This is a genomic window from Pannonibacter carbonis, assembly GCF_003012935.1.
GTDB classification, from domain to species: Bacteria; Pseudomonadota; Alphaproteobacteria; order Rhizobiales; family Stappiaceae; genus Pannonibacter; species Pannonibacter carbonis.
Genome location: NZ_PUDR01000005.1, coordinates 67,097 through 88,014 on the forward strand (window position 1 = coordinate 67,097; position 20,918 = coordinate 88,014).

17 protein-coding genes are annotated in these 20,918 nt (G+C 64.1%); 8 read left to right on the forward strand and 9 right to left on the reverse strand.

Features of this window, described 5'->3' with window-relative positions:
- Positions 1 to 281 precede the first annotated feature (281 nt).
- The 6 genes from C8348_RS08690 (at position 282) to C8348_RS08715 (ending at position 6,266) form a co-directional block, all read left to right on the forward strand.
- Complete coding sequence (locus tag C8348_RS08690; RefSeq protein ID WP_106752935.1) at positions 282 to 1,451, forward strand: cell surface protein; 1,170 nt, start codon at positions 282 to 284, stop codon at positions 1,449 to 1,451.
- A 121-nt stretch (positions 1,452 to 1,572) separates the two neighbouring features.
- Positions 1,573 to 2,511, forward strand: coding sequence for a DUF6384 family protein (locus C8348_RS08695; RefSeq protein WP_106752936.1), 939 nt, complete (start codon positions 1,573 to 1,575; stop codon positions 2,509 to 2,511).
- 31 nt (positions 2,512 to 2,542) lie between these two features.
- Entirely contained in the window at positions 2,543 to 3,982 is a 1,440-nt protein-coding gene (locus C8348_RS08700; RefSeq protein WP_106752937.1) for a coiled-coil domain-containing protein, read from the forward strand.
- 45 nt (positions 3,983 to 4,027) lie between these two features.
- Positions 4,028 to 4,531 carry a DinB family protein gene (locus C8348_RS08705; protein ID WP_106752938.1) on the forward strand — a complete coding sequence of 168 codons (504 nt, stop codon included), beginning with the start codon at positions 4,028 to 4,030 and terminating at the stop codon, positions 4,529 to 4,531.
- A gap of 103 nt (positions 4,532 to 4,634) precedes the next feature.
- Complete coding sequence (locus tag C8348_RS08710; RefSeq protein ID WP_106752939.1) at positions 4,635 to 5,129, forward strand: hypothetical protein; 495 nt, start codon at positions 4,635 to 4,637, stop codon at positions 5,127 to 5,129.
- A gap of 57 nt (positions 5,130 to 5,186) precedes the next feature.
- Positions 5,187 to 6,266, forward strand: a complete 1,080-nt coding sequence (locus tag C8348_RS08715; protein WP_106752940.1) for a helix-turn-helix domain-containing protein — start codon at positions 5,187 to 5,189, stop codon at positions 6,264 to 6,266.
- A 254-nt stretch (positions 6,267 to 6,520) separates the two neighbouring features.
- On the opposite strand, the gene C8348_RS08720 is transcribed toward C8348_RS08715, so the two are convergent.
- From C8348_RS08720 to flgB, 8 genes are all read right to left on the reverse strand, one after another.
- On the reverse strand, positions 6,521 to 7,564 hold the full coding sequence (locus tag C8348_RS08720; protein WP_106752941.1) for an alpha/beta hydrolase family protein: 1,044 nt from the start codon (positions 7,562 to 7,564) through the stop codon (positions 6,521 to 6,523).
- Positions 7,565 to 7,669: 105 nt separating this feature from the next.
- Positions 7,670 to 10,219, reverse strand: a complete 2,550-nt coding sequence (cckA, locus tag C8348_RS08725; RefSeq protein WP_106752942.1) for a cell cycle histidine kinase CckA — start codon at positions 10,217 to 10,219, stop codon at positions 7,670 to 7,672.
- 85 nt (positions 10,220 to 10,304) lie between these two features.
- Complete coding sequence (gene flhB, locus C8348_RS08730; protein ID WP_106752943.1) at positions 10,305 to 11,384, reverse strand: flagellar biosynthesis protein FlhB; 1,080 nt, start codon at positions 11,382 to 11,384, stop codon at positions 10,305 to 10,307.
- A 7-nt stretch (positions 11,385 to 11,391) separates the two neighbouring features.
- A complete protein-coding gene (gene fliR, locus C8348_RS08735; protein ID WP_106752944.1) occupies positions 11,392 to 12,165 on the reverse strand; it encodes a flagellar biosynthetic protein FliR in 774 nt (257 codons plus the stop codon).
- Positions 12,166 to 12,178: 13 nt separating this feature from the next.
- Positions 12,179 to 12,445 carry a flagellar biosynthesis protein FliQ gene (fliQ, locus tag C8348_RS08740; RefSeq protein ID WP_106752945.1) on the reverse strand — a complete coding sequence of 89 codons (267 nt, stop codon included), beginning with the start codon at positions 12,443 to 12,445 and terminating at the stop codon, positions 12,179 to 12,181.
- A 33-nt stretch (positions 12,446 to 12,478) separates the two neighbouring features.
- Positions 12,479 to 12,790 carry a flagellar hook-basal body complex protein FliE gene (gene fliE, locus C8348_RS08745; protein WP_106752946.1) on the reverse strand — a complete coding sequence of 104 codons (312 nt, stop codon included), beginning with the start codon at positions 12,788 to 12,790 and terminating at the stop codon, positions 12,479 to 12,481.
- Between the two features lie 28 nt (positions 12,791 to 12,818).
- Entirely contained in the window at positions 12,819 to 13,229 is a 411-nt protein-coding gene (gene flgC, locus C8348_RS08750) for a flagellar basal body rod protein FlgC (RefSeq protein ID WP_106752947.1), read from the reverse strand.
- An 11-nt stretch (positions 13,230 to 13,240) separates the two neighbouring features.
- A complete protein-coding gene (gene flgB / locus C8348_RS08755; RefSeq protein ID WP_106752948.1) occupies positions 13,241 to 13,642 on the reverse strand; it encodes a flagellar basal body rod protein FlgB in 402 nt (133 codons plus the stop codon).
- 492 nt (positions 13,643 to 14,134) lie between these two features.
- Here flgB and C8348_RS22095 point away from each other — a divergent pair, with 492 nt between their 5' ends.
- Both C8348_RS22095 and fliP read left to right on the forward strand, forming a co-directional pair.
- Complete coding sequence (locus C8348_RS22095) at positions 14,135 to 16,048, forward strand: flagellar biosynthetic protein FliO (RefSeq protein WP_106752949.1); 1,914 nt, start codon at positions 14,135 to 14,137, stop codon at positions 16,046 to 16,048.
- Complete coding sequence (gene fliP, locus C8348_RS08765; RefSeq protein ID WP_106752950.1) at positions 16,045 to 16,854, forward strand: flagellar type III secretion system pore protein FliP; 810 nt, start codon at positions 16,045 to 16,047, stop codon at positions 16,852 to 16,854. Before C8348_RS22095 ends, fliP begins: the two co-directional genes overlap by 4 nt.
- A 16-nt stretch (positions 16,855 to 16,870) precedes the next feature.
- On the opposite strand, the gene C8348_RS08770 is transcribed toward fliP, so the two are convergent.
- Entirely contained in the window at positions 16,871 to 20,872 is a 4,002-nt protein-coding gene (locus C8348_RS08770; RefSeq protein ID WP_208983664.1) for a hypothetical protein, read from the reverse strand.
- Positions 20,873 to 20,918: the final 46 nt, after the last annotated feature.

The following is a 20,918-nucleotide window of genomic DNA, read 5'->3' on the forward strand; positions in this document are numbered from 1 at the left end:
ACCTGACCTGCCAAGGCGTTGACTTCATCGCACCGGACTGACCTACTTGGTGCACTGCGCCATGCGAGTGGCCGGGATGAAGGCATCGCCTGGGTGGTGATGCTCTCATCGCCCGCCGGGCGGGCGCCAAAGGGGCAGGAACGGGACGCAACGGCAGCTTTCGGGCAGAACAGCTCGCCGTCGTTCGCAAAACAGGCCGAAAGGCCGGACAACAACGGCCACGACGGCCGGCGGATGCCATGGCGGGAGCCTGTCTCCCGTCCATGAACAAGGAGCGGCAAATGACCGAAACGACTGCGCTTTCTCCCCTCCAGTACCTCGACAAGGCCGTTGGCGCCCTGCGCGACATGGGCCTGATGCCCGAAACCCAGGCCGATGCGCCGATCAACGCGCTGCTGGAACAGATTTCCGACCTGTCGCCGGACAAGATCGCGGTCATCACCCGCACCCTCGGCCAGGCATCGACCTTCAACGAGGTGGTCCGCACCCAGATCCAGACGATGTCCATCGGTGAGCGCTACGAGACCATCACCGAAGCCTTCAACTCGATCCGCGACGATGCCAAGGCGCTGGTCGACCAGCTCGCCGACGGCAAGATCTCCTTCATGGAGAACCTGTCCAATCGCTGGCGCGACATGCGCCGCGGCACGATTTCCGACCGCTTCGACGACATCCGCAAGACCTATATCGAGGTCGCCAAGGCCACCAAGGACCAGATCGAACGCGAGCAGGTCATCCTCAACGCCTATCGCGACTATCGCGGCGCGCTGAAGCAGGCCGAGGTGCTGGCGCTGGAAGTGCTCAACACGGCGACCGCCAAGCTCGACGCCGCCAAGACAGCGCTGGAGGCCGCCTCGGCCGAAGTCTCCGCCTATACCGGAACCGACGCGGCCGCAAAGGCCCGGCTGGAACTGGCCCGCGACGAGCAGATGCGCCGGATGCAGGACGAGGAAAAGCGGTACCAGGTCGCCAAGGACCTCGCCGACAACCTGACCATCGGCTACAACACCTCCGAAGTCATCATGGTCCGCCTGCTGCAGACCACCAATGCCAAGGAACGGGTCTACGCCCAGTCGGTCAGCTTCTTCTCCACCAACGAGTCCGTGCTGACGGCACTGAACGCGTCCTTCACAGGCCTGCAGGGCCTGCATGAATCGACCGAGACGCTGAACGCCATGAAGGACGGGGTCAACAAGAGCCTCGAGACCCTTGCCGAAATCGGTGGCGCGGTGCAGGAAGCTGCAATCAAGGCCGGTTATGGCCCGACCGTCCAGGCTGCCTCGGTGAAGAAACTCGTCGACAGCGTCATTTCCTTCCAGGAAAATTCCCGCTCGATCATCAACGAGATGCGCGAGATGTCGACCAAGAACTCCGAGGAGATCCGTGTGGCAGTGGAAGACGGCAAGCGCCGCCTTGCCAAGCTCACCGCCGAAGGCGCGGCCCTGCGCTGACATGATGCGTTTGCGGCCGCACTGATCTTGCCACGCGCCCTGGTTCCGGCATTGCCGGTGCGGCCGGGACACCTCTTTTCAAGCGCATTCCACGGACCCATATGCGGGTCGGAGGATCTCGATGGCCGATACGGCGAATGCAGGGCAGCCGCCCCTCGACGACCTGATGATGGCGATGGATGTGGTGGACACGCTCCGCCACGATGACGCCCTGGTGCAGCGCGAGCTTGGCAAGGATACCAGTGATGCCGCCCTGATTGCGCGGCTGCGCGAAATCTATGCCTCGCAGGGAATATCGGTTCCCGACCGTATCCTCGAACAGGGCGTCAGTGGCCTGAAGCAGGACCGCTTCGTCTATGCCCCGCCCGCCGCAGGCTTCTCGCGGACGCTGGCGCTTGCCTATATCCGCCGGGGTATGATCGCAAAATTCGGTGGCATTGCCGTGGCGCTGATCCTTGCCGCCGTCATCGGCTGGCAGACGCTCGTCGTTGCCCCCCGCGAGCGGGCCGCCGTGACGCTGGCTCAGGAACTGACCACGGGCATTCCGGCCGAAGTGGCCCGGCTGACCGGGGCCATCGACCGGCTGAGCCAGGATCCGGCTGCGCTGACCCAGGCCGTGACCCTTGCAACCGACGCTGACCGCGCCGTCCAGGCCAAGGATCTGACGGCCGCACGCAAGGCGGTTGCTGATCTCGCCGCGCTGGAGGCCGAACTGAGCACCCGTTTCGAGGTGCGCATCGTCTCGCGGCCCGGAACACCGACCGGCGTCACCCGCATTCCGGACGTCAACCGCGCCACGCGAAACTTCTATCTCCTGGTGGAAGCCATCGGCCCGGATGGCAAGGCGCTGCAGCGGACCATCATCTCGGAAGAAGACCGCAAGCCCAAGACCGTCACCATCTGGGGCCAGCGCGTCCCGGAAGCCGTCTTCAACCGCATCCGCGACGACAAGGCCAAGGACGGGATTGTCCAGGACGCCGTGCTCGGAACCAAGGCCCGTGGCAAGCTCGACATCGACTGGGCCATGAAGGTCGAAAACGGAGCGATCACAACATGGTAACGGCGCGGGCGAACACAGGGAGCAAGGCCAGATGCTGAGCGGACGCCAGACCCTCGGCTCCATCGAACAGGCGCTGGCCGACCTGCGCCGCGAGGAAGCCGAACTCAACCACCGCATCGAACGGGCGACCCGCGCCGTCTCTGACCTGCACGCGCAGCAGGGCGAAGTGTTCTCTGCGCTCGCCCGCTTCCGCCTCGACACCGGCAAGGCCGATGACATCGACAACCGGCTGGGCGGCGCGTCAAAGGGCGCGCGCTTGCTGCTCGACACACGATCGAAAGAGATTGCAGCCCTGACCGAGCGCCTTCGCCTCAAGGAAGCCAAACGGGCGGAACTGCAGCGCGAGCGGGAAAAGCTGGCGGATGCGCGCGATAGTGCCGAGGACCAGTTGGAAGAGCTCTCCGGCAAGCTCCGCGAGAAACTGGCCGCCGACAGCACCTTCCAGGCCCTGAAGCAGGCCGCCGAAACGGCACAGACCATGGCTGAGGCTGCAAGGTCCAAGGCCGCAACAGCAGCGGCCGACAAGGCGGAGAAGGGCAAGGCCTATGAAAGCGACCCGCTGTTCCTGTATCTGCTTCAGCGCGGCTTCGGCACCACGTCCTATGCCTCGAGCGGCCTGATCCGCAGCATGGACCGCTGGGTGGCCCGGATCATCCAGTTCGAGGCCGCACGGCCCAATTATGTCATGCTGACCGAAATTCCCGAGCGGCTGGCAGCCCATGCCGCCCGGATCGAGGTTGAGGCCGCCGAAGCGCTGGAAACCTTGCAACAGGCGCAGCGCAAGGCAGCGGCAGACCTTGCCGGCCAGGATCTCAACTCCGTCATCGAGCAAAAGACAGCCGCCATCGTGACGCAGGATCAGTCGCTCGAAGACCTTGAGCGGGAAATCGCCGCGCTGAGTGCCGAGTTGCAGCGCTACGCAAATGGCGAGGACGACACCTACAAGGCCGCCGAAGGCAAGCTGGCCGAAGTCTTGAAGATGACCGATCTCACGGACCTGTTCCGTGCCGCGCTAGATACGCCCTCGCTGGAGGACGAGAAGCTGGTGCGCCAGTTGCAGGAAATCGAGGCGCAGGTGAATGACCTGACCCGCGAAGTGCGGCAGGACAAGGAACTGCAGCGCGACCTGTCGCGCCGGCGCGAGGAACTGACCAAGGTTGCCGGCCAGTTTCGCCAGAGCGGCTATGATGGCTGGGATTCCACCTTCAAGGACGACAACCTGACCACGGTGCTGCTCGGTGAACTGGTCAAGGGTGCCATCACCGGTGCCGACTACTGGGCACGCGCCAAGCGCTCGCACAGCCGCAAGCCATCGAACCGGCGCCAGGCCGGCTTGCCAGGCGGGTTCGGTGGTGGTCTCGGCGGCGGCCTTCCGGGCGGCTTCGGTGGCGGGTCTGGTGGTGGGTCGCGGAGCGGATCCGGCAGCAATTCCTCCGGCGGCGACGGGTTCCGCACCGGGGAAACATTCTGATCTTTTGTTGCCGCTAATCGAAACCGCAGGAAGCAAGGCAAAGTCATGTCCGATCCAGCGCTCTACCAGCGATTCGCCGCCTATAACTCCTGGATGACATCGAAGCTCTACAGCGCCGCAGCCGGCCTTGACGATGCAACGCGCAAGGCGGATCGCGGCGCATATTTCCGCTCGGTCCATTCGACCCTCAACCACATACTTTTTGGTGACATGGTCTGGATGAGCCGTTTCACCGGCGCACCGGCGGCCGATCGCGGCATGGGCGTTGATATCCATGATGATTTTGAGGGGCTGCGCCAGGCGCATCTGGAGCAATGCGGCCGCATCCTTGACTGGACGCTGGACCTGACGCCGCAGTGGCTGGCAGATGATCTCACCTGGACCAGCACCGACGGCAGCCGCGTCAGCACCCGTCCGCGCTGGCTTCTGGTCAGCCACATGTTCAATCACCAGACGCATCATCGTGGCCAGATCACCACACTCCTGTCACAGTTGGAGGTGGATATCGGTGTGACAGACCTTCCTTTCATGCCGGATCTGGTTATGTGATGGACCATTGTCCAAAGACGTTTCTGAAACAGGGTGCCGGTTAGCACAGGCTCCACCGTCGCCCCGGTTGCCGACCGAACCGGCCAAGCCGAAGGATCGCGCCATGCGCCAGTCGCTCACCGTCGTCGCACTCGCCGCCACTCTTGCCGCTTGCCAGTCCTCGCGGCCTGTGCCGACGGCCCCTGCCCTTCCCGCCCAGCCGGCCCTGTCCGTTCCCGCCGGTGCGCAGTCGTTGACCATAGCGGCCAGCCCGGAACAGGTGCGCGCAGCCCTGGTCGAAAGCGCCCAGCAGCGCGGCACGCCGGTTGTGCAGCAGGATGCCAACATGGTTGTGATCGAGCGAAAGATGACCGGTGCGAACCCGGCGCTGGATGCCGAATTCGGTGCCTCCGACAATGGCGACCGGGTCATCCGCGTGCGCGTCCGCTTCACCGGAGAGCCCTGCAACACGCTTGCGGTGCAGGATCTGGCGGTGATCAACAACGCCCGCACGGCGCTGGAACAGAGCTTCGTGCTGCCGGGCAACGCCAACACCATGGACAGCCTGAAGGGCCTCAAGTCCCGCGCGGAGCAGACGTCGGGCTGCCCGGCGGTCTGATAGCGGAACTTGCAGCGGTAGGTCCTCTGACGGCCACAAGGGAGCCGATGAACTGTGGTGCCGGCCATCCCCCTCCCCTTCGTGCTGGCACTGCTGTTGCTGATCCTGCTGCTGCAGAACCTGCTGCGCAGCAGTTTTCGCCCGACGGCCTCGACCATTTTCATTGGTGGCTGCACGCTCCTGACCGCTGTCGTCGGGCTGCGCTGGACCATAGACCTGCCCGCGCTGCGAATGCTTCAGCCGGTCGTGGCCTCCCTGTTGCCGCCTTTTGCCTGGCTCTCCTTCACCGGACTTGCTCGCCAGCCTCTCCGCCATGCCTGGCACCACGCCGCCGGACCGGTGCTGGTCCTGATCCTGAGCGCGAGCTGGAACCGGTGGCATCCGCCCCTTGATCTGGTTCTGGCGGGTCTGTTCTTCGGCTACGGCGCTGCACTGCTGCGCCAGGCTGCGGCCGGGACGGACCGGCTCGTTGATGCAAGGCTGAGCGATGCGCCGACTGCGCGTCGCGCGGTACTTTTCGCAGGCCTCGTGCTGGTCGGTTCAGGCTGCGTGGATCTTGCGGTCGCTGTCGATTTCGATCTCCTCGGCGGGCAGCACGCGGCATCGATCGTCAGCCTCGCCAACATGCTGACCCTGCCGGTCATAGCCTATGCCATCATGGTCATCGGCCGCAGCCAGCCCGGACAGGAAACAGGCGATGATACGGCCGCCCGTTCAGACCTTCCGGCCGATGAGAGCGAGGGCAATGCCCCGCCACCGGCCATCGCACCCCCGTCAACGGCTGACGATCCAGACGGACAACAGGCAACCGATGCCGCCATTCTGGACCGCGTCGACCGCACGATGCGGGAGCGCCAGCTCTACCGCGATCCGGACCTGACGCTGACACGCCTCGCCCGGCGCATCGGCATCCCGGCGCGGCAGATCTCGGCAGCGGTCAATCGCATCCACGGACGCAACGTGTCGCAGGTCGTCAACGAGTACCGCATTGCCGAGGCCATGCGGCTCTTGGCGGAGACCGACAGACCCGTCACCACGGTGATGTTCGACTGCGGCTTCCAGACCAAGTCCAATTTCAACCGCGAATTCGCCCGCGTCACCGGCACGACCCCAAGCGACTACCGCCGCTCCGCCTGAGGCAACAAGCCCCCCAGGTTTGCCCGCATCCCTCCACGTGTCACCCCGGGCGGAGCGCAGCGCAGACCCGGGGCCTACTCGTTTGCAGAGCGGCAAACTGTGACAGGGCTGCGCCACAAATTCCGATAAGCTGCAGAATGCCTGCCGTGGCGCTGCGGATCTCTCCGCGCCGATCTGGAAGCGAGTAGGCCCCGGCTCTCGCGTTGCTCGGCCGGGGTGACATCAGAGAGCCCAGGAGCACCTTGAGCCCACGTTTATCGCGGCGTTGCGAGCGCCTTGCCGAGGAAGTCGATGACCTCGGCCGAGACCACCGCATGCAGGTCCTCGCGGCTGCGTTCACCCCCATCCTTGCAGACGATGCCATCGCCGGGTGTTTCTTCTTCGATCAGTTCGACCGCACCGGGCTTACACAGTTGCATGAAGCTGAAATGCGCCGCATCGGCGATCTCGTTGTAGCGTGCGGTCGATGCTGGCAGATGCTCGGCCAGATAGCCCGATTCCAGCCGCGCCGGCAGATCGCCAATGTCCACGCCTGCGCCGAAGATCAGCGCCGGAACGCTCAGCTGGCTCAGGCTTTCCGGTGTGAAGCCGCGTGCAAGGCCAAGGTCGAATGAGACGAAGGCCCCGATGCGCGGGTCCTTGAGGTCGGCTTCAACGCTCGTATTGTCGAGCCCCAGTTCCTGCAGCAGGCCGCAGGCGCGCGGGCTGTGACCCTTGGCGCAGTCCTCGGCAAAGCGCCGCGTGTCGAACCTTGCCCCTGCCGCCGCCGTGACGGTCCAGCCGCCCAGCGAATGCCCGATCGCCGCGATCTTCTCGCCATTCACGCGGCCTGCCAACGCCGGATCGGCCAGCACCGCATCGATGACGCGGGACAGGTCCTTCGGCCGCTCCCAGATCCGGGCTGCGGATGCCGGGTCCCGGTTGAACGTCGTGGTGCCGGGATGATCGGGCGCGGCTACCACATAGCCTTGCGCGGCCAGTTCCCCGGCAAGCCAGTTGAGATTGCGCCAGCTGCCGCCATAGCCATGCGAGAGGACCACAAGCGGATGCGGTCCCATCTCGGGCTCCGCACCCGTTCTGGCAGCAATGCCGTGAAAGACGCGATTGTCGCCAACGATGCCCGGCGTGCCGCCGCTCCTGGCGGGATACCACAGGCTGACATGCAAGGGCCGCGCGGTGTCGGCACCTGTCTCGAAGTCGCGAAAGCCAATGTCAGCTGCGGTGGCATGGCTGGACGCGCCAACAAAAAGGGTGAAAGCCGCAAATGCAGTGCGGCTGAGAGATAAGGTCTGGAACATGATCGGTCTCCGGAAGGGGTTGAACGAGGCCGTTCTGCCCGTCGTTGCCTCTCCTGGAGACCTGAAACGTGATCGAGGACCCTGGTTGAACCCTTTTTTGCCGCCTCAGCTTGACAGCACGTCCTTCACCGTTGTCGCCAGTTGCTTCAGCGTGAAAGGCTTGGCGAGGAAGAAGAACTTCTCATGCGCCGGCAGGTTTTCCTCGAAGGCATCCTCGGCGTAGCCCGACACGAAGATAATCTTGAGGTCGGGCCGCGTCTTGCGCAGTTCGACCAGCAGTGTAGGGCCGTCCATTTCCGGCATGACCACGTCGGAGACCACCAGATCGATGGTACCGCCGGTCTCCTCCATCACCTCGAGCGCCTCGGTGCCGGAGGACGCCTCATGCACGGTATAGCCGCGCGAGGCGAGCGCGCGGGCGGCGAAAGCGCGCACCGCTTCCTCGTCCTCGACGAGAAGAATGGTCGCCGACCCGGTGAGATCCTTGACCTTTTCCGGTTCCTCGACCTGCTTCTTCTCGACGACCGGAACTTCCTTGGGGATGTGGCGCGGGAAGAAGATGCGGAATGTGGTTCCAGAGCCGAGTTCAGAGGTACAGAAGATGTAGCCGCCGGTCTGCTTGACGATACCGTAGACCGTCGACAGGCCAAGACCGGTGCCCTTGCCGACTTCCTTGGTCGAGAAGAACGGCTCGAAGATCTTTTCCATGATCTCCGGCGACATGCCGGTGCCGGTGTCGACCACCTCGATCATGGTGTATTCGCCGGGCGGCATGCCGCGCGTGTTGTCGAAGAGCGTGGACTCCTGCTCGCTCACATTGCCGGTGCGGATGGTCAGGAGACCGCCCTCGGCCATCGCATCGCGGGCGTTCACCGCCAGGTTCATGATCACCTGTTCGAGCTGGTTGACGTCCGCCATCACCGGCCACAGATCCCGGCCGTGTACCATCTTCAGCTCGATGGTCTCGCCCAGGAGCCGGTCGAGCAGCACGGTCAGGTCGGCGAGCACATCATTCAGCGCCAGTTGCTGTGGCCGGAGCGTCTGGCGGCGCGAGAAGGCCAGCAGCTGGCGGACAAGGCCCGCCGCCCGGTTGGCGTTCTGCTTGATGTTCATGATGTCCTGGAAGGACGGATCGGTCGGTCTGTGGCTGGCGAGCAGCAGGTCGGAGAAGCCGATGATCGCCGTCAGGACGTTGTTGAAGTCATGCGCCACACCGCCGGCGAGCTGGCCAATGGCCTGCATCTTCTGGCTCTGGGCAAACTGGGCTTCCAGCGCGCGCTGCTGGGTCGTCTCCAGCGCATAGACAATGGCCACCTCGCCATCCCCTGCCCCGTCCTGCACCGCCGAGACATAGAACGTCGCCGAGCGGCCGTCAGACGACTTGGCCAGCGGCAGGTCGAGCGGCGCAATCGCGCCGATGCCCTTGGAGGCGGCGGCCAGCGATTTGGTGAGTTCCTCGCGCCCGGGGCCGGTGACGAAATCCTGCAGCCTTGTGCCGTCCGAGGTCGGGTCGGCGGCGCCGAACAGGCGCAGGAACGGGGCATTGGTGCGCAGCACCCGGCCCTCGGCATCAAGGGAGGCAATGGCGATCGGCGTGTTGTTGAAGAACCGGGCGAAGCGCACTTCCGCCGCCCGCAGCGCCTCGGCAACCTCCTCACCGCGTGACCGGTTCAGCACCAGCGTGCGGCTGTCACCGGCAATGCCGTCGGCACCGAAGGGCACGCGGTGCAGCAGGCGAACCGGAATGCCGCGCCCGTTGCGGGTGACAAGATCCAGATCGAAGGTCTCGCTCTTGACCTCACCCGCCGTGCCGCGCACGGAGCGGACCAGTTCGGCCCCGTCGCCCCGGATAATCTCCGACAGCGCCACTTCGCCCGCCTGGAACTGGGCCAGATCATAGCCGAGCCAGTCGGCGAGAGTGGCATTGAGATAAACAAGCTTGCCCCGGGCATCGCAGGAGAAGAACCCGGCTGGCGCATGGTCGAGGAAGTTGATGACCCGCTGCAGTTCCTGGAAAGAGCTTTCCTGGTCGCTGCGGTCGCGGGTGATGTCGGCCAGTTGCCAGACGGTCATGCGGCGACCTGTCCCGCCCTCCTTGCGGGCGACAGACAACGGGCGCACCAGCACCCTGTACCAGCGCGCACCGCCGTCGCTGCCATCCAGCGCATAGGGCAGCCGCACCTCTTCCTGCACCCGGCGCCCCTCGCGCATCGCCTGCGACAGGCGGAAGATCACGTCGGCTGCATCAGGGTCAGAGGAGAACACCCGCTCGACGGTGCGCACGTCAGCTGCCGATTCGGCACCGGTCAGCTGCGCATAGGCCTGGTTGGCATAGATCATCCGGCCATCGGCATCGGTGACGATCGCGCCATCATCCAGGCTGTCGAGAAACGCCGCACCAAGCGGATTGACCGGAGCACGCGGCGCAAAGCGCAACAGACCGATGGCTCCGGCAAACAGCGAAAACACCCCGACCACCGCCAGGATGCCGAGAAGGCCGAGAACATAGGGTTCGGATGCCTCCTGCCCCATGACGGCAAAGGCTGTCGCCGCGCCCACCAGGGCAAGCGCGAGCACAAGCAAGACGGCAATGTTGCCGGTCCGCTCGCCCCGATCGACCACCGGCGCTGCCGGCTCCCCGTCCCTGTCGCTCATTCCTGACCATCTCCCTCCCGCCCAGCGGGATTCGGCACCTGCGCCAGCATTCTGCGGGCGGCGGCGAAATTCAACTCGCGTTGCGCTAATTCGCGCGCCAGCTCCGGGTTTTCCGCATCCGGTAAACGAATCCGATGACTTCCGCGACCGCCTTGTAGTGTTCTTCCGGAATGAACTGGTCGATTTCAACACTGGCATAGAGCGCACGGGCCAGTGGCGGATTCTCGATCACCGGTACATTTGCCCCCTTGGCGACTTCACGGATCTTCAGCGCCACCGCATCCGTGCCCTTTGCAATACACTGTGGCGCGCCCATGGCCTCATCGTATTTGAGCGCAACCGCATAGTGCGTCGGGTTAGTCACCACGACGGTTGCCTGCGGCACGGCGGCCATCATGCGGCGGCGGCTGCGCTCCATCCGCAACTGCCGGATCTTGCCCTTGATCAGCGGGTCACCTTCGGTCTGCTTGTATTCTTCCTTGACCTCGCGCTGGCTCATTTTCTGCTTTTCGAACCACTTGCGCCGCTGCCAGAGATAGTCGCCAGCCGCAACAATTGTCATGACCGCGAGGATCGCCCCGATCAGTTGCAGGATCAGCTGGCGTGTTTCTTCCAGCATCACCAGTTCCGGCGCAAAAATGATGGTCTCGGCCCGGTCCCGCTGCGGCCACAACACCGCAATCATCAGCATCGAGACCACTGTAATTTTCACGATCCCCTTTGCGAAGTTGATCAGGCTGTCGGCCGAGAACAACCGCTTGAAGCCGGACAGGGGCGAGACCTTGGACAGTTTCGGCTTCAGCGCCTCGGCACTGAAGATGAGGCTGTGCTGCACCATGTTGCCGGCCACGGCCATCAGCAGCAGAAGCAGAAACGGGAGGCCCAGCACCGCTCCCATGACGAAACCGACGTCCCACAGGAGATCCGTCAGCGCGTTGCCGTCCGCCTGGATCATTGCGGCCTGTTCGAGATACCACTTCAGGTGCGCGCCGAGATCACGCGCGGCCGCCGGCGCGAAAAAGGCAACCACCATCGCTGTTCCCGCCATCAGGAACCAGGTCGAGACTTCCTGGGACTTCGCGACATCCCCGCGCTGCATCGCCTCCGTGAGGCGTTTTTGCGTGGGGTCCTCGGTTTTCTCGGCGTCGTCGCCGCTTTCAGCCATAGCGCCCCTACCCCGCCGTGTATCGGCCGATTTGCTCGGCGAAATGGGTGAGATACCAGGACATGATCGTCCCGATCAGGACCAGCAGGAGCACGATGCCGAGCGTGATGTTCACCGGCATCGAGATAAAGAAGATCTGCATCTGTGGCATCAGCTTGTTGAGCAGGCCGAGGCCGAAATAGAACACAAGCCCCACAACGATGAAAGGCGCGCTCATGCGCACCGCGATCGAGAACACATGCGCAAACGTGTCGACGGCCACCTTGGTAAAGTCGCCGATCGGCATCAGGTCCCCAGGAGGAAACAGGGTAAAACTGTCATGCAGCGCCGCGATGATCAGAAAATGCGCGTCCGTGACGAATACCAGCGTCACCGCCAGAATGGACAGGTAGTTGCCGATCAGGGCCCCCTGCTGGCCGGAATTGGTGAGATCCGAGCCCATCGCGAAGGCAAGGCCGATCTGGCTGGCGATGATCGTCCCCGCGATCTGAAGCGCAGCCGTGATCATGCGCGCCGACAGCCCAATGGCAAAGCCGATCAGGAACTCGCCGGCGAGCAAAACCCCGAGCCGCGGCAGGTTCGTCATGAGATCAGCCGGATAGCTGCGTGATGCCATCGGATAGAGCACCAGGGTCACGGCAAGGGCGATGGTGAGGCGCATCCGCCCCGGGATCGAACTCTCCCCAAGCCCCGGCAGCAGCATCACCATTGTGCCAAGCCTTGCGAACATCAGCATGAACATGGCGGCCATCGCCGGCAGGAAGGACAGTTCCAGCGTCACCGCCCGCCCCCTTTCAGCCGGTTGCCAGGATGAGGTCGGTGATGCGCGCCATGAAGGAACTCATCAGGCTGCCCATGAATGGCAATGTCAGAACCATGGTGACGAAGATGGCAAGGATCTTCGGAACGAAAACCAGCGTCATTTCCTGGATCTGGGTCAGTGCCTGGAACAGGGCAATGATCACGCCGACCACGAGCCCGACGACCATCGTCGGCGCAGCCAAAAGCACGAGGGTCCATATACCCTCGCGTGCCACGTCCATGACTTCAGGTCCGGTCATGCCTTTCCCCGCTTTCAGCGCTGCAAAAGCCGATCAGATCGGCATGCGCATGATTTCCTCATAGGCAGCGATGACCCGGTCCCGCACGGTGACCATGGTTTCCAGTGCAACCTCGGTCTCGGCAATGGCAGTCACCACGTCAACCACGTCCGCCTTGCCCTGCACAAGGCCCAGCGCCATCTTGTCGGCCTCGCGCCCCCCCTGGACGACGTTGTTCACCGCATCCCGCACCAGGCCACCGAAATCGGCTCCACCAGCAGGGGCCATCTCGGCCTCGGCGGCAATCGGCTTCGTCAGCCGCGACATGTTCTGGTAGGCATTCGCCGCGATCGAGGGAATGGACATGGCTCAAGGCTCCTCAGCGTGCCGGCGATCAGCCGCGCAGGATGTCGATTGTCCGCTGCAGCATGCGGCGGGTGGCTTCGATGACATTCAGGTTTGCTTCGTAGGAGCGCTGCGCCTCGCGCATGTCGACGCTCTCCACCAGCGAATTCACATTTGGCATCCGCACATTGCCGTTGATGTCGGCTGCCGGGTGACCCGGCTCATACCGGGTGGGAAACTGAGACTTGTCTTCCTCGATGCGGCCGAGAGCCACCGTTTCGGCCTGCAATGCCCGATCAAACTGGTTCTTGAAGGTCGGAATCTTGCGCCGGTAGGGATCCTCTTCCGGCGTCTTGCCGGTGGAATCAGCATTGGCGATGTTCTCAGCGATCACGCGGATACGGCCGTTCTGGGCTTTAAGGCCAGAGGCCGAAACGAACAGGGATTTGACAAGATCCATGACAGTGCTCCTTACGCCGTCTTGCCGAGGGCGATGCGGATGAGCCCGATGCTCTTGGTGTAGAGACTGGTCGCGGCCTGGTAGTCCATCTGGTTGGCCGTCACCATCATCATCTGCTCTTCCAGTGACACGCTGTTGCCGTCCGGCGTGATCTCGAAGGAATCGATCTTGGTGTTCTTGTTGGAAGATGCCGTCATGAAACCGGCCAGATGATTCTTCTGAGTGATCGCCGTGGACAGGCCAGCGCTGCCGGTGTTGTCCAGCTTGTCGAGGTCGAAGGCCTTCATATCCCGGGCGCGGTAGCCGGGCGTGTCGGCATTCGCAACGTTTTCCGACAGAACGCTCTGACGCGACTGGTGCCAGTGCATCTTGGACTTCAACGCCCGGAACATCGAAAGATCCGACAAGGCCATGCGAGTCACCATTTGTTAACGGATTAGGCAAGTGTTGCCGGTCAAATGGTTAACGAATGGTTAAGCTTGAGCCTATTGCAATTTCAAACTGGCGCCGCATTTCAGTGGAAATCATGGATTTCTGCGGGAAACGCAACCGGACACGCCCGACCGGACTCGGCAATTTTTGCCGCACGGTGTTAATCTTTCCTAACAACCGGAAAGAATCACTGCGACCGGCTGGTCAGGACCCGAGCAAGGGGCCGGCAAGCTCCGCACAATGACGCAACAGTATACCTGATCGGCTTCAGATGATATCTGCACACCACCAGAAACGGCCGTTGGCTGCTGGACAGTGTGTCCGGACGCCGGAATAGCTTCAGGCCATCACGAGATCGGCACGCATTCAACCGGCAACGATGAATGCTGAAAAGCTGATCGATCTTAATGTGTTAGAGCATCTAGCGTGCGGCTTTCCGTTGCACCAGATGGTCTAGGCTTCAAGAGGTTCGCATGTACACATGGATCGCGGAAACCTTCGGCGTGGGAGACGGCATCGCCCGGGTGATGTCCTTCATCATCGCGCTGGCCATTGTGTTTGGCCTGATCGGTCTCGTCCTGTTCGTCCTGCGGCGACTGACCGGCAACCGCATCAGCACGGGCCGCAACCGGCAACCGCGCATCGCGGTCATGGATGCCATGCACATTGATCCAAGGCGCCGCCTGCTGCTGGTCCGCCGGGACAATGTCGAGCACCTGATCCTCGTGGGCGGACCGACCGATGTCGTGGTCGAGCAGGCCATTGTCCGCGGCGCACCGGTTGCCGCGCCCTACCCGCGAGCCGGACAGGGTCCAGGCCAACCGGCGCCGCAATACGGAACGGCCCCTTATGAGGGCGAGCCGGAACCCTATGCCGCCGCCCCAGCAACCGCCCCCGCCTCCTGGCCGGTTGCCCCAGCTGCGGCCACAGCGGCCACACCCGTTGCCCCTGTCGCCATGGCCGCCCACGCAGCGGCGCAACCGGTAGCCGCCGCACCTGAGGCTGCTGTACGGGCTCAGGCTCAGGTCGCACCGACGCCAGCTGCACCGCGCGCCTCTTCTCTGCGGCAGACCGCACAGGAAGCTGCCCTGGCCGCCCTGCGTAGCCGCAACACGACGCCGCGCGTCGAGGCCGCAACGCCCGATGGCGAAGACGAGACCAACGTCAAGTCGCTGCGCCCGCGCATTGCCGCACTGACCGAACCGCTACGCCGCCCCCCGGTGGCTGATACGCAAGTTGCGTCCGCCGTTCACAGCGAAGCGGCCAATCCAGACGCCGCCAGGGTCCAGCCGACCCTGTCCCAGCAGCCTGCGCGCCCGGCCGAGGCGATTGCCGCCGCGGCCTCGACACTGACAACAAAGGCAGGCGCATCCGTTGCCGCTGCAGGCGCTGCCGTGGCTGACCTTGCCCGGAGCCTGTCCAGGTCCTCTGAGCGCACGGGAACTGCGCCCGAGCCGGAAGTGAAACGGCAGCTGACGCCGCCCTCCTCGGGACCTGCCGCTCGCGCCCGGACCGCCTTCCCCAACCCCTTGGCGGCGCAACAGGCCGCAGCAGCGCCTCAAGCTGTGGCAGAGATCGAGAGACAGCCGGCGCCTGCCGCAACCGAGCAGGCTGGATCCACCCCGCCAGCCAAGGTCGACGACCCGGAAAGCCGCGCCGCTGCCGCTGCTCCGACTGTTGCGGACACCAAGATGTTCGGCGGCTTCCCGGTCCCGCCGCGCAAGCAGCCAGAGCCCGCGACGCCGCCGGTTGCTGCCGAAGTTGCACCTTTTGAGACCCCGCCCGCGAAAAGGGAGCCGGTGATGGCAAACGTGCGGCTCGGTGGTCCTGTGCCCGGCACCTCCACTCGCCCGCTCGCGCCCGTGTCATCCGAAGTCCGGCTGACACCGCCCGTTCTCCAGACAAGCAGCGGGCCCGTGAAAGAGCAAGCGCAGCCAGAGGCGAAAGCGCCTCTGGAAGCCGCTCCGGCTGCTGATGACATCTTCGAGCTGGAATCCCGGCCCGAGCCGAAGCAGGCCTCGACCGAAACCGTTGCCGCCGCAGCCACGCTCGCATCCCTGACCATCGGCAGTGAGACGGCAGTCAACCCGGTCTCTGTTTCCCACCCGCCAGTCGCCGGGGTCATCCCGGAAATCAAACTGACGGCGGCCGATCTGGTCGTACCGACGCAGGCGGCCACGGCGCCCGATAGTCCCCCGGAGGCCACCATCCCGGCAGTCACCCCGGTCTCTGAAGCTGTCGTCGAAGCCCCGGCGATTGAAGTCCCGGCGATTGAAGTCCCGAAAGTCGAAGTTCAGGCTGGCAACCGCGACGCTGCGGGTGTCAATGCGATCGAGGAAGAGATGGCACGCCTTCTCTCCGAAATCGGCGTGCAAGGGCGGAAATGACGGGCCTGACCCTAGTTGGAGCCCGGGCAGGCAGAAGCCGCCCGGCCTCCCGGTCCCAGCCCGCTCTCCTTGTCCTGACCGGCCTAATCGGTCTCCTGTCCCTGCCGTTCCTGGGCCTCGGTGCAGCCGAGGCACAGGAAATCACAATCGGCTTTGGCGAGGGCACCAGCGTCACCGAGCGGGCCGTGCAGATGGTCGCGCTGCTGACCATCCTCAGTCTCGCCCCCTCCATCCTGATCATGGTGACCTGTTTCACCCGGATCGTTGTGGTGCTGTCACTGCTGCGCTCGGCCATCGGCCTCCAGACCGCACCGCCAAACTCGGTGATGATCTCCCTCGCCCTGTTCCTGTCTGCCTTCATCATGGCTCCGACCCTGCAGTTGGCCTATGAAGAGGGCGTCAAGCCGCTGGTCGAGGGAACAATCGAGTTCGAACAGGCGTTCGAGCGCGGATCCGAGCCCTTCCGCAGTTTCATGCTGTCACAGGTGCGCGAGAAGGATCTGGCGCTGTTCCAGGAACTGTCGGGGCGAGCGGTACCGGAGACCCCCGAGGAATTGTCCTTCCAGGTCCTGATCCCGGCTTTCATGATCAGTGAGTTGCGCCGGGCCTTTGAAATCGGCTTCCTGCTCTACCTGCCGTTCCTGATCATCGACCTGGTCATTGCCTCGATCCTCATGTCGATGGGCATGATGATGCTGCCGCCGGTCGTGATCTCGCTCCCATTCAAGCTGATCTTCTTCGTGCTGGTGGATGGCTGGAACCTGGTTGCCGGCAGCCTGGTGCGAAGTTTTGGTACGGGCGGCTAGCGCGGCCTAGGTCGCCTTAGCCGTTCGAGGACTGGGCGTTGGCCATCGCCCCGCCTCCGGTGCTGTCATTCGGCGTCATGTACTGGCGGCGGTACTCATCCATGAACGTGGTGAGCGTGTCGATAGAGGCCACTCCGCGGGCGACCTCGAGGAACTCGACACCCTGCGCCTCAATGGGACGTGTCACCACGTCAAAGGCAAAGGACTCCGGGCTGTCAGACATCTTGGCGGAATATTTCGTGCGTAGCCGGTCGAGGCTGAGTTGGTCACCGGCGAGCGAATAGGCGATCCCGGCCTTCAGCACGTCATTGCGCTCGATCTGCTCCAGCGGAATGCTGTCAGACCAGCGCGAGCCATACATAGCCTCCAGCTGTTCCCCGGCCTCACGCCAGCTTTGCGCTGCCCAGAACGTATCTGCCCGTAGCCGGTCCACCTCGCCGCCGCGCATGTTGCGCACCAGTTCCAGCGCCAGATCCGGCCGCCCGCTCTCTGTCAGGGCGCGGGCCTCCACCACATTGCGCTGGCGTTCAAGCGTTGAGGGAAGGTTTGCCTGCCGCGTCCGGTTCAACACCGAGAGCGCCCGCTCAGGCTTGCGATCCATCAGGTAGATGGCAGCCAGATCGGCCGCAATCTGCGCCCGGGCCGCACCCTTGAGCCGGTTGTCGACCTGATGCTGCAGCAGGGCACTGGCCTGGTCGAGCAATTCAACCTCCACCAGCCGCTTGGCAAGGCCGCGTACCATTTCATCGCCCTGACGCCCCGGCGGGGTCATCTCGCGAAAATCATAGAACAGCGCCAATGCCTTCACCGGAGGCATTTCATTGGCCTTGCCATCGAGGAACAGCAGCGCAAACAGTGCGTTCATTTCCTCCTGCAGCAGCCGCGTTGTCTCGGATTCCGAATTCGACTGCACTGCCAGCTTCATCGCCTCGAAGGCTTCCCGGTAGTTGCCGCGTTCAGCCTGCAATTGGGCGAGGAAGCGCAATGTCTTCAGCTCAACCTCGTCACCGCGCCACCAGGTTGCCAGCGCAGCCAGTTCCTCGACCGTCTGGTCCGTGGTCAGTTCGCCATCCCGGTGGCGAATGCGCAGGGCCCGGTAGGTTGCCTCGGCGGCGCGCGGCCGGTCATCCGTCCGAGCCACAAGGTCAAACGCAGTCAAGGCCTCAAGCGAACGCCCGGACGCATCGGCCACCCGGCCGCGCAACAGGTCATACCGGGCCGCCTGAACGGGTGAAATCAGGCTGGGCTCGATCTCGGCCAGAATGGCATTGGCCATGCCGAAATCATTCAGCTCGACCATCGCCTGCGCAGCCGCGATGTTGAACTCAGCCTGGATCCGCACCGGGTAATTGCCGATCACAGCCCGGCCGCGCGGCATGGAAATGCGTGCCCCCGGCCAGTTGTTGAGTGCGACCTCGACAACGGTCTGCCAGACGGCCGCATCGGGACTGTTCTTGAGATCCGGGCGATTGAGATGCGGATAGGCTTGCTCAGGGCGCGCCGCCAGCGTCTGGGCCGCCCCCATCATCAGGTTGAAGGCACTTTCGTCCGCAAGTGCCGGATCTTCCTCCAGCGCCAGTTGCATCATTCCCAGCGCTTCATAAGGCAGCAGATGCGCGAGGAAAAACCGTGCCAGATCCATGCGCGGTCCGCGCCGCCGGTCCGGCGGCGCGTTGGTCAGGACCGCTTCCAGTTCCATCCGGCGCTGCATGAACTCGCCCTGATCCCTCGTCGCAAGGCTGGTGAAATCGACGTAATTGGGCTGGTTGGGATCAATGATCGTGTTGAGCACACGCGAGCCGCGCAGGTTCCCGGTCGACAGGGTCAATCCCTGGTCGCGCTGCAGGATGACATCGTCACCAGCCAGTTCCGGCTTCACGCCATCCGTCTGCGGCACGATGGCAACGCCATGCGCCGAGGCCAAAGTATCGAGATCGACAAAGCGCTGCGGCTTTAAAAGCCCCCTCGCCGGTCCGAACCCGGTCACGGCCACAATGGTATCCCCGACAAACGGATCTGTCAGGGTGCGCACGTTCTGCGGCTTCTGGAACGGAATGCGCAGGACGCTGCCGCCATCGGACCGGACGTTGCGTTCGATGGACAGAGGGCGCGACGGCTCGACAATCATGTCACCGACGACAAGGTTCCAGGCGTTGCCATCGGCCCCGACTGTTGCAAGGGCCGCCGAGGTCACATCGACGCGCAAGACCTGGTAGTCGCCATACTCCCGCATGTCGATGGCGCTGGCGACATCCTGCAAGGCTGACTTGATCGCCCGCACGTCGATGGTGACGCTGGTATCGAACACCATCCAGATCGAATCATTGCGCCGGAACACCGCAGTCGACACTTGTTCGCGGAACGGAAACACCACCCGCACGGTGTTGCCGATCCGTCGGGCCTCTGCGGCAACATAGTTGCGCACGGCGTCTGCGGCGTTGGCCGGCAGGCTTTCGGGCGAGGCCGGCTCCGCCGGCGGCTGCGACGGCTGTGTTTCACTGCCCTGCGCACCGCCCGCAGCGCGCCAGGGATCGGCCGCAGTCGACGGGGACGGTTGGCGCAAGTCAACAGCAGCCGGGATCTGCACGCCCTCGAGAACACGCGGTGCCCTCGGCTGGTCGGACGACGGAATCTGGGGCACGCCCGTCCCGGGCATCAGATCCAGTGGCGCAGCATTGATGATCCGGTCGCCGAAATCTTTCTGGGCGCTTAGCACGCGCGGGCCCGCGTCCGCTGCGGCGTTGTTCTGGGCTGACCGGACAAGCTCCGGAGGCCCGGACTGCGGAGCAGCCTCAGTCGTAGGCGGAACGAAAGAAACGGACGCAACCGTATCAGGCTCGCCCGCCTCAGGCAGCAGTTGCCCGGCTGAAGCCTCACGCCCTGCCAGCACGACCAGGTCCGGGCTTGGCTTGGCTCTTGGAAGCACGAAGGCCGGGTCCGTCGCCGGCCCGGCATCCGCCAATACGGGAAGAGGCACCACCGCGGGTGCAATGGCCCCGGGCTTGGGAACGGTTTCCGGATCAGCCTTTGGAACACCCGGAAGATCGCTGGCCGAACCCTGCCCGGGCGCAGGCGGCGCTGGCATGGCATTGCCCCCCTCACCCGGTGCAACAATCAGCCCTTGCGCCCCCGCCGGGCGGCCATTCATCGCCGCGCCGATGGCATCATTGACCGCATCGCCCACCCGACCGACCGTCGGCGTGATATCGATGACATAGGTCTGCTCCTCGCGGAACGCGCGAATATCGACGGTCGGATCGATCCGCATCAGGAACTTCAGCTTGCCGCCGTCGAGAAAAGACGTTGCATCAACTACGCCCGGAGGCAGATGTGCCCTAAGGTCACTGACATCAAGCTGGGCAGCCTGGTTGAAGGTAACGCGGACAATATCGTCCTCCCGGACGAAGGACGTGTCAAATCGAACGGTCCAGTCAAAGACCAGCCGGGTGAACGTCGGATGTTCGCCAACGCGCAGGTTGACCCGAGGTCCCTCCTCTGCCTTCAGCCGCGCCTGTTCCAGGGCGCGCACCTGGCGCATTGCTTCTTCCGCGCGCTTGGCAAGCTCGCGCACCACGTCGTCCGGCAAGCCGGGTGGCAGGCCCTGCCAGTTGGCCGGAAGGATATCAACGAACAGCTTCTCGCCGGCCTCCAGCGTATTGATGCGGAACTTGTCCTTCAGCGCAAAGCGGATTGCACTGCCGTCCGGGTCGCGCCGGGCAATGGCAATATAGTCGGCAAGCTGCAGCGGGATATCATCGACGCTGATCGCGATCGGCTCTTCAAAGGCAATCCGCAAGACGCCGCTGGTAACCGTCGCATCATAGTGCGGCAGCAGCGTCTTGTCCTTGAAGGTCAGGATCATGCGGCCATAGCCCTTCTCGGCCTTGGCCTGCATCTCCACAATAGACAGGCTCTGGGCATAGGCCAAACCGGACGGATGCCCGAGCATGGCCGGACCGGGCAGCAGCGCCGAAAGCAGCAGGAAAGGTGTCAACGCAACGAAGAAGCGCTTCCGCACCGGAAGTCCCCGGGCGGCCCTTTGGCCCCATGACGAGGCGAACTCA

Excerpts from the sequence above, each read along its gene's own strand:
- cckA (WP_106752942.1), bottom strand. The coding sequence starts at position 10,219 with ATGAGCGACAGGGACGGGGAGCCGGCAGCGCCGGTGGTCGATCGGGGC.
- flgB (WP_106752948.1), bottom strand. The coding sequence starts at position 13,642 with ATGGCCTTGTCGGATCTTTCGATGTTCCGGGCGTTGAAGTCCAAGATG.
- C8348_RS08720 (WP_106752941.1), bottom strand. The coding sequence starts at position 7,564 with ATGTTCCAGACCTTATCTCTCAGCCGCACTGCATTTGCGGCTTTCACC.
- fliE (WP_106752946.1), bottom strand. The coding sequence starts at position 12,790 with ATGTCCATTCCCTCGATCGCGGCGAATGCCTACCAGAACATGTCGCGG.
- C8348_RS22095 (WP_106752949.1), top strand. The coding sequence starts at position 14,135 with ATGTACACATGGATCGCGGAAACCTTCGGCGTGGGAGACGGCATCGCC.
- fliP (WP_106752950.1), top strand. The coding sequence starts at position 16,045 with ATGACGGGCCTGACCCTAGTTGGAGCCCGGGCAGGCAGAAGCCGCCCG.
- C8348_RS08710 (WP_106752939.1), top strand. The coding sequence starts at position 4,635 with ATGCGCCAGTCGCTCACCGTCGTCGCACTCGCCGCCACTCTTGCCGCT.
- C8348_RS08700 (WP_106752937.1), top strand. The coding sequence starts at position 2,543 with ATGCTGAGCGGACGCCAGACCCTCGGCTCCATCGAACAGGCGCTGGCC.
- C8348_RS08690 (WP_106752935.1), top strand. The coding sequence starts at position 282 with ATGACCGAAACGACTGCGCTTTCTCCCCTCCAGTACCTCGACAAGGCC.
- C8348_RS08695 (WP_106752936.1), top strand. The coding sequence starts at position 1,573 with ATGGCCGATACGGCGAATGCAGGGCAGCCGCCCCTCGACGACCTGATG.
- fliQ (WP_106752945.1), bottom strand. The coding sequence starts at position 12,445 with ATGACCGGACCTGAAGTCATGGACGTGGCACGCGAGGGTATATGGACC.
- C8348_RS08705 (WP_106752938.1), top strand. The coding sequence starts at position 4,028 with ATGTCCGATCCAGCGCTCTACCAGCGATTCGCCGCCTATAACTCCTGG.
- flhB (WP_106752943.1), bottom strand. The coding sequence starts at position 11,384 with ATGGCTGAAAGCGGCGACGACGCCGAGAAAACCGAGGACCCCACGCAA.
- flgC (WP_106752947.1), bottom strand. The coding sequence starts at position 13,229 with ATGGATCTTGTCAAATCCCTGTTCGTTTCGGCCTCTGGCCTTAAAGCC.